The organism is Stenotrophomonas sp. YJH_SMC_82 (assembly GCF_059368875.1).
Genome location: NZ_JCAFSE010000002.1, coordinates 628001 through 641604 on the forward strand (window position 1 = coordinate 628001; position 13604 = coordinate 641604).

Annotated in this window: 10 protein-coding genes; 4 read left to right on the forward strand and 6 right to left on the reverse strand. The window is 67.9% G+C overall.

The window, feature by feature from the left end; all coding sequences use genetic code 11:
• Positions 1 to 164 precede the first annotated feature (164 nt).
• Together AC5P53_RS10635 and parC are read left to right on the forward strand one after the other, a co-directional pair.
• Positions 165 to 1046, forward strand: coding sequence for a helix-turn-helix domain-containing protein (locus AC5P53_RS10635; RefSeq protein ID WP_046429737.1), 882 nt, complete (start codon positions 165 to 167; stop codon positions 1044 to 1046).
• Between the two features lie 60 nt (positions 1047 to 1106).
• The gene (gene parC, locus AC5P53_RS10640) at positions 1107 to 3350 is read left to right on the forward strand and encodes a DNA topoisomerase IV subunit A (RefSeq protein WP_241886639.1); all 2244 of its coding nucleotides are present in this window, start codon (positions 1107 to 1109) and stop codon (positions 3348 to 3350) included.
• 317 nt (positions 3351 to 3667) lie between these two features.
• On the opposite strand, the gene bfr is transcribed toward parC, so the two are convergent.
• Positions 3668 to 4156 carry a bacterioferritin gene (gene bfr, locus AC5P53_RS10645; RefSeq protein ID WP_005408763.1) on the reverse strand — a complete coding sequence of 163 codons (489 nt, stop codon included), beginning with the start codon at positions 4154 to 4156 and terminating at the stop codon, positions 3668 to 3670.
• Between the two features lie 123 nt (positions 4157 to 4279).
• On the opposite strand from bfr, the gene AC5P53_RS10650 reads away from it, so the two are divergent.
• On the forward strand, positions 4280 to 6607 hold the full coding sequence (locus AC5P53_RS10650) for a penicillin acylase family protein (RefSeq protein WP_041863208.1): 2328 nt from the start codon (positions 4280 to 4282) through the stop codon (positions 6605 to 6607).
• 82 nt (positions 6608 to 6689) lie between these two features.
• Here AC5P53_RS10650 and AC5P53_RS10655 read toward each other — a convergent pair whose 3' ends face one another.
• Both AC5P53_RS10655 and asnB read right to left on the reverse strand, forming a co-directional pair.
• Complete coding sequence (locus AC5P53_RS10655) at positions 6690 to 8078, reverse strand: cation:proton antiporter domain-containing protein (protein ID WP_495227359.1); 1389 nt, start codon at positions 8076 to 8078, stop codon at positions 6690 to 6692.
• A gap of 101 nt (positions 8079 to 8179) precedes the next feature.
• The gene (asnB, locus tag AC5P53_RS10660) at positions 8180 to 9871 is read right to left on the reverse strand and encodes an asparagine synthase B (protein ID WP_014646516.1); all 1692 of its coding nucleotides are present in this window, start codon (positions 9869 to 9871) and stop codon (positions 8180 to 8182) included.
• A gap of 338 nt (positions 9872 to 10209) precedes the next feature.
• Between asnB and AC5P53_RS10665 the strand changes: the two genes are divergently transcribed.
• Positions 10210 to 11088 (forward strand): tetratricopeptide repeat protein, encoded by an 879-nt coding sequence (locus AC5P53_RS10665; protein WP_241887012.1) that lies wholly within the window; start codon positions 10210 to 10212, stop codon positions 11086 to 11088.
• A 120-nt stretch (positions 11089 to 11208) separates the two neighbouring features.
• On the opposite strand, the gene dapE is transcribed toward AC5P53_RS10665, so the two are convergent.
• Genes dapE through AC5P53_RS10680 form a run of 3 tightly spaced genes read right to left on the reverse strand, consistent with a single transcriptional unit; the run spans position 11209 to position 13602 of the window.
• Entirely contained in the window at positions 11209 to 12336 is a 1128-nt protein-coding gene (dapE, locus tag AC5P53_RS10670; RefSeq protein WP_241886637.1) for a succinyl-diaminopimelate desuccinylase, read from the reverse strand.
• Complete coding sequence (locus AC5P53_RS10675) at positions 12333 to 12704, reverse strand: arsenate reductase (protein WP_014646513.1); 372 nt, start codon at positions 12702 to 12704, stop codon at positions 12333 to 12335. Before AC5P53_RS10675 ends, dapE begins: the two co-directional genes overlap by 4 nt.
• Positions 12705 to 12735: 31 nt before the next feature.
• Complete coding sequence (locus tag AC5P53_RS10680; protein ID WP_241886636.1) at positions 12736 to 13602, reverse strand: hypothetical protein; 867 nt, start codon at positions 13600 to 13602, stop codon at positions 12736 to 12738.
• Positions 13603 to 13604 lie beyond the last annotated feature (2 nt).

The following is a 13604-nucleotide window of genomic DNA, read 5'->3' on the forward strand; positions in this document are numbered from 1 at the left end:
ATTCTCTTCCAAAAAAAATATTTCTCAATGGAAATATTCGATCTGGCATCGAATGCTGTGTTGCAGCAGCGGGCTCGATCAGTGAAGGCGCCTACCTTAATGATCTGGTCAGGTGGCCCGGTAGTACAATCCAGCCAATGGATGTCACATTTCAGCCAGCGGACATGATGAACAAGGCAGAAATTCAGGTTCCCAAACGCCTACTCAGAGATGAGGCACTGGACTGGTTCGAGCGCAACGACGGCCCGCCGGTCATCGCCTTCCGCTTCGACAGCCAGCAGGGCCTGGCCCGCGAGGTCGACTGGCACCACCACCAGCGTGCCCAGTTGATCTGCGTCGAACGCGGCCTGCTGACCACCCGCACCTCGCATGGCACGTGGTCGCTGGCGCCGGGCTCGGCCGGCTGGATGCCGCCGCTGGAACCGCACACCGTCACCCTCGACGGCCCGTTGCGCGGCTGGGGCATGGCACTGGCTGCACCGGCCTGCGCCACCCTGCCCGCCGACCCCTGCGTGCTGGGCCTGTCCAAGCTGGCGCAGGCGCTGGCCGACCGCATCTGCGAATGGCCGCTCGGCCATGACACCACGCCCGAGCGCCAGCACATCATCGACGTGCTGCTGGACGAGATCCGCACCGCGCCGCGGCAGCGCATGCACCTGCCGATGCCGCACGACCGGCGCCTGCTGAAGATCGCCTCGCAGTTGCTGGCCGACCCCTCCGACGAACGCAGCCTGGCCGAATGGGCGCATTGGGCCGGTCTGTCACCGCGCAGCCTGACCCGTCACTTCCGCGACGAGACCACGCTCAGCTTCGCCCAGTGGCGGCAGCAGGCGCGCCTGTCAGAGGCCCTGCGCCAGCTGACCGACGGCCGCAGCGTGGCCGACATCGCCCACGCGCTGGGCTTCAGCAGCGCCAGCGCGTTCGTTACCGTGTTCCGCCGCCACTTCGGGCTGCCGCCCGGTCGCTACCTGGCACGGGCCGGGCACGGCCTGGAAACCGGGCTGGACCCTGCGCGCGGCTTGGCATCCCCCGCCGCATCCGGATAATCACAGGATTGCGAGCGGCGACCGCCGTCGCCGCCTCCCGACAACAGGTAACAACGCCGCATGACCGAACTTGCCCGCCCCGTGTTCCACGGATTCGAACAACTGCCGCTGCGCGAGTACGCCGAACGCGCCTACCTCGACTACTCGATGTATGTGGTCCTGGACCGCGCCCTGCCGTTCATCGGCGACGGCCTGAAGCCGGTGCAGCGCCGCATCATCTATTCGATGAGCGAGCTGGGCCTGAATGCCGCGTCCAAACCGAAGAAGTCCGCGCGCACCGTCGGTGACGTCATCGGTAAGTACCACCCGCACGGCGACAGCGCGTGCTACGAGGCCCTGGTGCTGATGGCACAGCCGTTCTCGTACCGCTATCCGCTGATCGAGGGCCAGGGCAACTTCGGCTCCAGCGACGACCCGAAGTCGTTCGCGGCGATGCGTTACACCGAATCCAAGCTGACCCCGATCGCCGAAGTGCTGCTGGGCGAACTGGGCCAGGGCACCACCGACTGGGCACCGAACTTCGACGGCACCCTGCAGGAGCCGACCTGGATGCCGGCACGGCTGCCGCACCTGCTGCTCAACGGCACCACCGGCATCGCCGTGGGCATGGCCACCGACGTGCCGCCGCACAATCTCAACGAGATCGTCAGCGCACTGCTGCACCTGCTGGACCACCCCGATGCCAGCGTGCGCGACCTGTGCGAGCACGTGCAGGGCCCGGACTATCCGTCCAGCGCCGAGATCATCACATCGGCCAACGACCTGCGGAACATCTACGAGACCGGCAACGGCAGCGTGCGTGCACGTGCGACCTTCACCAAGGAGGCCAGCAACATCGTGGTGACGGCGCTGCCGTTCCAGGTGTCGCCGTCGAAGGTGATCGAGCAGATCGCCGCGCAGATGCGCGCCAAGAAGCTGCCGTGGCTGGAGGACATCCGCGACGAATCCGACCACGCCAACCCGGTGCGCGTGGTGCTGGTGCCACGTTCCAACCGCGTCGACGCCGACCAGCTGATGGGCCACCTGTTCGCGACCACGGACCTGGAGCGCAGCTACCGCGTCAACCTCAACGTGATCGGGCTGGACGGCCGTCCGCAGGTGAAGAACCTGAAGATGCTGCTCAGCGAATGGCTGACCTTCCGCAGCAACACCGTCACCCGCCGCCTGCAGCACCGCCTGCAGAAGGTCGAGCGCCGCCTGCACCTGCTGGAAGGCCTGCTGGTCGCCTTCCTCAACCTGGACGAGGTGATCCACATCATCCGTACCGAGGACGAACCGAAGGGCGCGCTGATCGCGCGCTTCGGCCTGTCCGAGGAACAGGCCGAGTACATCCTGGAAACCAAGCTGAAGCAGCTGGCCCGCCTGGAAGAGATGAAGATCCGTGGCGAGCAGGACGAGCTGGCCAAGGAGCGCGAGAAGATCCTCGGCATCCTCGACAGCAAGGCCAAGCTGAAGAAGCTGATCCGCGACGAACTGACCGCCGACGCCAGGAAGTTCGGCGACGCACGCCGCTCGCCGCTGGTGCAGCGCCAGGCCGCGCAGGCCATCGACGAGACCGAGCTGGTGCCGAGCGAGCCGATGACCGTGGTGCTGTCGGAGAAGGGCTGGATCCGAGCGGCCAAGGGCCACGACGTCGATGCGTCCGCCCTGTCCTACCGCGACGGCGACGCCCTGCAGGGCGCAGTGCGTGCGCGCAGCACCCAGCAGGTCGCGTTCCTCGACAGCGAAGGCCGCGCCTACTCGACGCCGGTGCATACCCTGCCCTCCGCGCGTGGCAATGGCGAACCGCTGACCGGCCGCTTCTCGCCGGCTCCCGGTACCAGCTTCGTGACCTTGGCCAGTGCCGAGCCGGATGCCCGCTTCGTGCTGGCCTCCAGTCATGGCTATGGCTTCGTCACCCGCTTCGAGAACCTGATCGGCCGCAACAAGGCCGGCAAGGCGATGCTGAACCTGTCGTCCGGCTCGTCGGTGCTCACCCCGTCGATGGTCGCCAACGTGGCCACCGACCGCATCGTGGCGGTGACCAGCTCCGGCAACCTGCTGGCGATCGCCGCCAACGACCTGCCGGAACTGGACAAGGGCAAGGGCAACAAGATCATCGAGATCCCGAAGGCCAAGCTCGCCACCGAACGCGTGGTCGCCATCGTGGCGATCAGTCCGGGGCAGACCCTGCAAGTGCGCAGCGGCCAGCGCACCATGGGCCTGAAGTTCAACGAGCTCGACGCCTACCTCGGCGCCCGCGCCACCCGCGGCCACCTGCTGCCGCGCGGCTGGCAGAAGGTGGAAGGGCTGTCGGTGGAATAAGAGGTACGGGGTCGGATCCCTTTCCATGGGAAAGGGCTCTGACCCCAGGCACGAAAAAGCCGGGGCATTCCCCGGCTTTTTCGTTGTCGGCTGGCGGGCGGTGGAGCGGCTGGCGGGCGAAGGCTGGCTGGCGGTGCTCCGGTGCTGGCGGGCGACAGAACGCTGTGCTGCTGGTGGAGCCGACCGCTGGTCGGCTGCTTTTGGCTCCTGGTAGAGCCGACCGCTGGTCGGCTGCTTTCTGCAGAGCAGCCGACCAGCGGTCGGCTCTACCGGAAGGCAGCCGAGCATTGGCTCGGCTCTACAAAAACGATGCCCGCTCAGTGCGCCGGGGCGCCGTTGCCGTCGATCTTGCTCAGCTGGTACAGCTCCAGGCCGATGCGCTTGATCAGGCCCAGCTGCTGCTCCAGCCACCAGGCGTGGTCTTCCTCGGTGTCCTTCAGCTGCGCCAGCAGGATGTCGCGGCTCACGTAATCGCCCTTCTCCTCGCACAGCTTCATGCCGGCGGCGAGATTGTTCCGAACGGCGTATTCAGTATCGAGATCCTTCTGCAGCATCTCCTCCACGGTCTTGCCCGGCTCGGTGGCATGCGGGCGCATGTCCGGGTCGCCACCCAGGAACAGGATCCGGCGCAGCAGCGCATCGGCATGCTGGGTTTCCTCTTCCATCTCGTGGTTCAGGCGCTCGTACAGCGCGAACAGGCCCTGGTCCTCGTAGCGGCGGGAATGGATGAAGTACTGGTCGCGCGCAGCAAGCTCGCCGCGCAGCAGTTCCTTCAGGCAGGCGATGACGTCCGGGTTGCCTTTCATGGGGGGCTCCTGTGAATCGATGCGGCATAGGGTGCCGCATTTCAAAATACGGTGATCTAATCGGAATCAGTCGCAGTTGCGCCTGCGGCTACAATCGGCCCACGAGTTCGGAAAGGACGTGCGATGCGACGTACATGGCGTTGGGTGCTGGGCGTGTTGATCGCCATCGTGCTGGTCACCGCACTGGTGCTGTGGCTGCTGCTGCGCGGCAGCCTGGCCGACCTGGACGGCGAGCATGCGCTGCCGGGGCTGGCCAAGCCGGTCACCATCGAGCGCGATGGGCTGGGCGTGGTCACCATCACTGCCGGCAGCCAGGCCGACGCGATGCGTGCGCTCGGCCGCGTACACGCGCAGGAACGTTATTTCGAGATGGACCTGATGCGCCGCAGTGCCGCTGGCGAGCTGTCGGCGCTGTTCGGGCCGAAGGCCATCGACGCCGACAAGCGCATGCGCGTGCACCGGCTGCGTGCACGCACCGAGGCGAATCTGCAGGCCGCACTGGGCGACAACGGCACGGCCGTGCGCGCCTACGTGGATGGCGTCAACGAAGGCCTGGCCGATCTCTCCGTGCGCCCGTGGGCCTACCTGCTGCTGCGGCAATCACCACAACCGTGGCAGGCCAGCGACAGCGTGCTGACCGGGCTGGCCATGTATGCCGACCTGCAGGACCCCGGCAACCAGACCGAGCTTGCGCTCAGCCGCATCCGCGCAGTGGTGCCGCCGGCGCTGTACGCGCTGATCGCCCATGACGGCACCGAATGGGATGCGCCGCTGTTTGGCGAACCCACCGGCAACGCCGCCCTGCCCGATGCCAGCCAGCTGGACCTGCGCACATTGAAGGGAAAAACGGGCACTGAGCAGGAAGAGGGCGACGTCATCGGCAGCAACAACTTCGCGGTGGCCGGCGCGCTTACCGCCGACGGCCGCGCCATCGTTGCCGACGACATGCACCTGGGCCTGCGTGCACCCGGCCTGTGGTTCCGCGTGCGCCTGCGCTACCCCGACCCGCAGGCCGCCGGCGGCCAGGTCGATGTCACCGGCTTCTCCCTGCCGGGCCTGCCGGCGGTGATCGTCGGCAGCAACGGGCACGTCGCCTGGGGCTTCACCAACAGCTACATCGACACGGCGGACTATCGCACGGAACCGGCCAGCGCCGCCGTGACCGTGCACGAAGAGCGCATCGCCGTGGCCGGCCAGGCCGACGTGCTGTTCGCGGTGCGCGAAACCGACTGGGGGCCGATCCTGCATACCCATGCCGATGGCAGTGGCGACGCCCTGCGCTGGGTCGCACACCTGCCCGGTGCCGTACGCCTGGATTTCGCTGACCTGGCCCGCGCCGGTGACCTCGACGGTGCACTGCACTTCGCCGACCGTGCCGGCATCCCCGCACAGAACCTGGTGGTCGGTGATCGCAGCGGGCGCATTGCCTGGCGCCTGATCGGCGCTCGCCCGGACCGCGGCCCCGGCTGTGCACCGGCCGGCTTCAATGCCGCCAGCAACCAGGGCTGCGCGCCGTGGCCGATCCGCAGCGATGCCTCGCCGGCATTGATCGATCCCCCCAACCATCGCCTGTGGACCGCCAATGGACGCGTCCTCGACGGCGAGGCACTCGCCAGCGTCGGCAACGGCGGCTATGACCTGGGTGCGCGGGCGCGGCAGATCCGCGACCTGCTGGCAATCCAGGAGCGCTTCGACGAGCACGACCTGCTGGCGATCCAGCTCGACGACCGCGCGGTGTTCCTGCAGCGCTGGTGGGCTCTGCTGCACGACGTCATCGAACGCAGTGACGACCCTGCGCTGAAGCGTTTGAAGGAGGCCAGCCATCAATGGGGCGGGCGCGCCTCGGCCAGTTCGGTCAGCTACCGGGTGGTGCGTGAATTCCGCACGCAGGTCATGGCCACGCTGTCCGATGCACTGCTGGCCCCGGCCAACGCGCAGCTGGGCGATGCCTACCTGGACCCACGCCTGGCACAGCTGGAAGGCGTGGCCTGGCCGATGCTGGAACAGCGCCCGGCCAACCTGCTGCCACCGGCCTTCGACAGCTGGGATGCGCTGCTGATCGACGCCGCCCGCCGTACCGAGGGTGAGCTGGCCAAGCAGGGGCCGCTGGCCAAGCGCAGCTGGGGTGAACGCAATACCGCGGCGATCTGCCACCCCATCGCACGGGCGCTGCCGGACATCGCCAAGCGCTGGCTGTGCATGCCCGCCGACCGCCTGCCCGGCGACCGGGACATGCCGCGCGTGCAGACGCCGAACTTCGGCGCCTCCGAGCGCATGGTGGTCTCGCCCGGCCACGAGGCCGACGGCATCGTGCACATGCCCGGCGGCCAGAGCGGCCATCCGCTGTCACCGTACTGGGGTGCCGGCCACGAGGACTGGGTGCATGGGCGCCCGACACCGTTCCTGCCGGGCAAGACGCAGCACGTGATGACACTGGTGCCAGCGCGGTAGTGCCGGCCGCTGGCCGGCATCCATGCAGGTGTGTCCAGCATCATCAGGTTACCGGCCAGCGGCCGGCACTACCGTTCAACGCTCAGGCCCTGCGCCGTTCGATCAGGTTCAGCAGCGGCCCGGTCATCGCCGTGGTCACCAGTGCCATGATCACCAGCACCGCGAACAGGCGGTCACCGAGCAGGCCCAGCTCATACCCCAGGTTGAGCACGATCAGCTCCATCAGGCCGCGGGTGTTCATCAGCGCGCCCAGCCGCCACGCTTCGCGCGTGGGCATGCCGGCACTGCGCGCGGCACTGAAGGTGCCCAGCAGCTTGCCCGTCGTGGCCACCGTGATCACCACCACGCACAGCACGATGTCGCTGGCCTGCAGCGCATCGGCGCGCATGCGCAGCCCGGTCATGGCGAAGAACAACGGCAGCAGCAGCGTGACCGCGAACGGCTCGACACGTGCCATCAGCAGGTCACGCAGCTGCGCGTTGGACGATACCGCGACACCCGCAGCGAACGCGCCGAACAGCGCGTGGATGCCCAGCATCTCGGTGACCAGCGCACTGCCCAGCGACAGCAGCAGGATGCCGAGCAGCCAGCGCCCCTCACGGCCCGGCGCAATCTGCCGGCGCGCGAACCACGGCTTCACCAGCCCCAGCATCAGCGCCACGAACGCGACCACGCACACCAGGTTGAGGCTGGCCGGCAACCAGCCGCTGGCCTGGGCGGCAGCCACGATCAGCGCCAGCAGGCACCACGCGGTGGCATCGCCCAAGGCAGCGCAGGCGATCGCGGTCTGCCCCAGCGGCGTCTGTGTGATCCCGCGGTCGGCCAGGATGCGCAGCAGCACGGGGAAGGCCGTGATGCTCATCGAGATGCCTACGAAAAGTGCGAATGCGGTGAAGCCCACACCCTGTGGGCCGTGCTGCGGATACAGCCAGATCGCCAAGGCGACGCCGAGCACGAACGGCACTGCAATGCCGGCATGGCTGACGGTAAAGGCGAAACGCCGGCGGCCACGCAGCGCCGCCAGGTCCAGTTCGGCACCGGCCACCAGCAGGAACATCAGCACGCCCAGCTGGCTGAGCATGCCCAGCGGGCCCAGCGAACTGGCCGGGAACAGCGCACCATGCAGCTGCGGCAGCAGGCTGCCAAGCACCAGCGGCCCCATCATCAGGCCAGCGGCCATTTCGCCGATCACCGCCGGCTGTCCCATGCGCTTGAGCAGCGCCCCCGCGCCCTTGGCCACCAGCAGCAGTACCAGCAGCTGCAGCAGGAACAGGCCCAGCGGAGACGCCAGATGCTGCACCCAGCCGCCTTCGGCGGCGACGGAGGCACGGGCAACCGCCTCGGGCGCCGCCGGCCCGGCATACCGCGCCAGCAGCACGCCAGCCAGCAACGGAACCCCGGCCCACGCCAGGTAGCGCCATCCCCATTTCGTGGGCGGCGCGTTGCCGCCTGCCTGTACGTCCATGAACATTCCCCAATGCGCAGGGGGCGATCATACAAAAAGGGGACGGAGGGGATTAAGTCGTTTGTGCCACAAACGACTTAATCCCCTCCGTCCCCTTTTGGGGGTGCTCAGGCCAGTGCCTGCTCGTGCACGCCGGCGATCGCGCGACCGGAGGGATCTGCCGCCGCGGCGAAGCTGGCGTCCCAGGCGATGGCCGCGGGCGACGAACAGGCGATCGACTTGCCTCCCGGCACGGTCTCGGCCGCTGCCCGGCTCGGGAAGAACTGCTCGAACAGGTGGCGGTAGTAGTACGCCTCCTTGGTCTGCGGCGGGTTGTGCGGGAAGCGCTTGTCGGCGGCCGCCAGTACACGGTCGCTCACCTGCGCCTCGGCATGTGCCTTCAGCCCATCGATCCAGCCATAGCCCACGCCATCGCTGAACTGTTCCTTCTGCCGCCACAGGATGCTGTCCGGCAGGTAGCCGTCGAACGCCTCGCGCAACACGGCCTTCTCGATACGGCGGCCGCCAAAACCGGCACCGACCATCTTGTGTGCGGCATCGAAGCGCATTGCCACATCGAGGAACTCACGGTCGAGGAACGGCACGCGCGGCTCCACGCCCCAGGCCATCATCGACTTGTTGGCGCGCAGGCAGTCGTAGTTGTGCAGGGCGTCGAGCTTGCGTACCAACTCGTCGTGGAATTCACGCGCATCCGGTGCCTTGTGGAAGTACAGGTAGCCACCGAAGATCTCGTCGCTGCCCTCGCCGGAGAGCACCATTTTCACGCCCATCGCCTTGATCCGCCGCGCCAGCAGGAACATCGGCGTCGATGCGCGGATGGTGGTGACGTCGTAGGTCTCGATGTGGCGGATCACCTCCGGCAGCGCATCGAGGCCTTCCTCGAACGTGTACTCGAAACCGTGATGCACGGTGCCCAGCGCTTCGGCGGCGATCGCTGCGGCGGCCAGATCGGGCGAGCCCTTCAAGCCGATCGCGAACGAGTGCAGGCGCGGCCACCAGGCTTCGGTCTGTCCCCCATCCTCGATGCGACGACGTGCATAGCGCGCGGCCACCGCCGCCACCAGCGACGAGTCCAGGCCACCGGACAGCAGCACGCCATAAGGCACATCGCTCATCAGCTGGCGCTCCACCGCATGCTCGAACGCCTGGCGCAGTTCAGCCAGATCGGCCTGGCGGCCCTGCACGTCGGCGTAGTCGCGCCACGGTTGCTGGTAGTAGCGCACCAGCTCACCGCTGGCACTGTCGAAATAGTGGCCCGGCGGGAACTGCGCGACATCGGCACAGGTATCGACCAGCGCCTTCATTTCCGAGGCCACGCGCAAGCGCCCCTGGGCATCGTGGCCCCAGTACAGCGGCACCACGCCCACCGGGTCGCGCGCCACCAGCACGCGTCCACTGTCACGGTCCCACAGCGCGAAGGCGAAGATGCCGTTGAGCTGTTCCAGCCACTGCGCCGGCGCGCCGCCCTGGCGGTAGAGCGCGTTGATCACCTCGCAGTCCGAGCCGGTCTGGAAGTCGTAGGTGGTGGTCAGCGCCGCCTTCAACGCCTGGTGGTTGTAGATCTCGCCGTTCACCGCCAGCGCCAGCTGGCCATCGGCCGACAGCAGCGGCTGCGAACCACCGGCCGGATCGACGATGGCCAGCCGTTCATGGACCAGCAGCGCACCTTCGTCGAGGTACACGCCGCTCCAGTCCGGGCCACGGTGGCGCTGGCGTTGCGACAGTTCCAGCGCGTGCCGGCGCAGGGCGGGAAGATCGTCACCGGCCTGCAGGCCGAAGATTCCGAAGATCGAACACATGGGGGAGCTCCTGTTGGGGATTTCACGGGTGGGAAGGTGTTCGACCGGCCATCCAGGCCCGGGCAGGCTGCGCCCGGGCACAAAAAAAACCCGCATCGGCTGATGCGGGTTTTCTGGTGTCCGGGCGTGTGTTGCTGTCTATCTACCCAGGGCGCAGTCCCGCATCGGCCGCGCACGATTATTCGCGCGCAGATTATTGCGGTTGTTGTTATTGACGGCGGTGGCCAGGCGGATCGACATGGCATCGACCCTACCCCGCTTTCCGGCGCAGCGCAACCGTTGCGTTGGCAACCACTCCCCGGCGCGCATAATGGCGCGCCGTGAAACGTGTAATGGAAATGCAACACCGCACTGGACGCAACGTGGCGCTGGCCGCCCTGTTCTGCCTGGGCCTGGCCGCCTGCCAGACCCTGGCCCCACCGTCGCCCCTGCCGCCGGCCCAGCTGCAGGGCCTGGAGCAACACGGCACCGACGGCAGCTTCGAGGGTGCCTTCGATACCGCGGAAACCTTCGAACGCTTCAACGATCCGCGCGCCATCGCCTACTACGAGCGCGCCGCCGCGGTCACACCCTGGACCTTCCACAACACCAAGGCGGAAGAAGCACTGGGCAGGATCTGGATCTCCGGCACGCTGCGGCATGCCGACAGCCCCCACATCAATCCGGCGCCGGTGCTGCGTGCATCCTGGCGACGCGGAGAACGCGCCTACCTGGCGGCGGCCTACCACGGCAATCCCTATGCGTTCTACGAACTCGCCAAGGCCTATCGTCAGCGAGGCGACGCGCAACAGGCGCTGCGCTGGGACCTGCGCGGAATGATCTACGAGCGCTACCCGAGTTCATCGTCACGGCTACCGGATGCGGTGGCCGCACAGGATGGCACCGTGCATCCACTGGTTGCGCAGATCCAGCGCCGCGCCGAGCGTGGCGATGCCGAAGCGCAGGTAGACCTGGGCGCGCTGCTGGAAAAGGGCATGGGACTGCCGCGCGATCCTGCACGTGCACTGCAGCTGTACCAACGTGCCGGCGAGAAGGGCAATGTGTTCGGCCAGTACTTCGCCGGACTGCTGCTGGGCCGCGGTGCACCGGGCGTGGAGAAGGACACCGACGCAGCCGCACGCTGGTTCGCCCGGGCCGAGGCGCAGCACTTCTACATGGCGGCGCCGAGCTACTGGGAAAAAGCGGTCGAGCCGCCGTTCTTCATTTTTTCTGAGTAGAGCCGAGCCACGCTCGGCTGGGCATTCCCTGCAGAAGCAGCCGAGCATGGCTCGGCTCTACAGGAAAGCAATGCCGGCGAAAGGCGTGCCGACCAACGGTCGGCACCCAGCGTCGCAGGTTCACGCCAGCAGCCGCTCCACCAGCCGCTGGTACAGCCCCGGCAATGCCTCCAGATCGGCCACGCGCACGTTCTCGTCCACCTGGTGGATGCTGGCGTTGACCGGCCCCACTTCGATGCACTGCGCGCCCAAGGGCGCGATGAAGCGGGCATCGGAGGTGCCGCCGCCGGTGCTTTCTTCCGGTGCACGGCCGATGTGCTCGGCCAGCACCGCACGCGCGGTGGCGCGCAGCGTGCCCTCCGGGGTGTAGAACGGCTCGCCGCTGCGGTGCCACTTCAGCGTGTACTGCAGGCCATGCCGTTCCAGCAGCGCGGTGATCTCCGCTTCCAGCTTCGGTGCGTCCCAGTGCGGGTTGTAGCGGATGTTGAAATCCACCTCGAGCTCGCCGGGAATCACGTTGTTGGCACCGGTACCGGCATGGATGTTGGAGACCTGCAGGCTGGTCGGCGGGAAACTTTCGTAGCCGTCATCCCAGCGCCGCGCACTCAGCTCGGCCAGGGCCGGCGCCGCCTGGTGGATCGGGTTGCGTGCCTTCTCCGGATACGCCACGTGGCCCTGCACGCCCTGCACGCGCAGCTTGGCCGACAGGCTGCCGCGACGCCCCACGCGCAGCAGGTCACCCAGCGTCGCAGTCGAGGACGGCTCGCCGGTGATGCACCAGTCGATGCGCTGGCCGCGTTCGGCGAACAGGCGTGCGACGTGGCGCACGCCATCGATGGCGTCGCCTTCCTCGTCGCTGGTCAGCAGCACCGCCAGCGTGCCGGGATGATCAGGATGCGCGGCAACGAACTGCTCGGCGGCCACCACGAACGCCGCCACGCTGCCCTTCATGTCGGCGGCGCCACGGCCATACAGCACGCCATCGCGGATCTGCGGGCTGAACGGATCGCTGGCCCAGGCCTCGCGCGGGCCCGTCGGCACCACGTCGGTATGGCCCAGCAGCACCAGTACCGGCACGCCCTGGCCGTGGGTCGCCCACAGGTTGTCGACCTCACCCAGCCGCAGGTGATCGCACTGGAACCCGGCCTGCTTCAGGCGTGCCGCCAGCAGCGCCTGGCAACCGGCATCATCGGGCGTCACCGAGGGCCGCGCGATCAGCTCGCAGGTCAGGTCGAGCACCGCGCTCATGCGTCACCCACGCCGAAGCGGGCCTTGAAGCCGTTGTCGCTGAAGCCCTGGCTGACCGTGCCATCGGCCGTGACCACCAGCGGGCGCTTGATCAGCTGCGGGTACTCGCGCAGCAGCAGCTTCCATTCGGCCTCGGAATCGGCGGCCTTGCGGTTGTCCGGCAGCTGCCGCCAGGTGGTGGAGGACCTGTTGACCATCGCGGCCAGGCCACCCAGCTGCGCGGCCCACGCCAACAGCATTTCCGGGCTGGGTTTGTTGTCGCGGTAGTCGACGAAGGTGTACGGCACGCCGAAGCGGTCCAGCCACCTGGTCGCCTTCTTGCAGGTATCGCAGTTCTTCAAACCGTAGACAGTGGTGCTCATGGCCATCTGTGATGCTGGAAAACAGAGGGCCAGAATCTCACAACAGGCGCTCGGACACGACCCGGAAAGGTACCCTTGGCAGCTGGAAGGCCAGCCCCTCGTGCAGCGCCACGCCCATCGCCTGCAGGCGCGGGCACTGCTGTTCGCCTTCCAGCTGCAGCGGTTGCAGCTGCGCGATGTCCACCGGCAGGGCAATGCGGGTGCTGGCCCAGCGCTGGTCGCAGGTGCGGGCGATGGCCTCGTCCTGGCAGGTCAGCAAGCGCAGCAGGGCCTGGTGGCCGCCGAAGGCCGCCGCCCACCCGGCATCGTCCCAGCCCGCAGCGCCCTGCCACTGCAGGTGCAGCGCCGACGCACTGCCCTGCCCGCCCTCGATCAGGGTGTACCCACCGCCATCGGCGCGCACCACGTGCGCGAAGCGCACCGACAGATGCGGCTGCATGGCATCGCTGAAAGCGCGCGCGCCGGCGACGAAGGCCAGCTGGTCCATCACGTTGCGATCAAACAGCACCACTGGCGTCCCATCCCGATCGTCGTCACGACGCAGGTACCAGCGCCAGTTGCTCTGCCGGGGAGACGGCATCAGCGAGCGCAGCGGCCCGGCCAGCGCGGGCCCGAAGTGGCCGTGCCGGTAGCTGAGGATGGTGTAGGGCGTGCGTCCGGCATGGACCACATAGTGATGGCCTGGTGGTGGCATCGGCGCTTGGCGTACGTCGACCCACCAGCTCACGTAGACCACGTCGCGCACATCGCTTACCAGCGCCGGCATCGGCCAGCGCCGCGACAGCGCGCGGCGCAGCCGGGTCCAGCGTGGAGCGTGCAGCAGGCGCGGCAGCATCCGCCCGAACAGGGTGTCGGACGGATGCTGGTAGATCGCGGACTGCGCCAGATCCTCCGGCGCCGTCATCT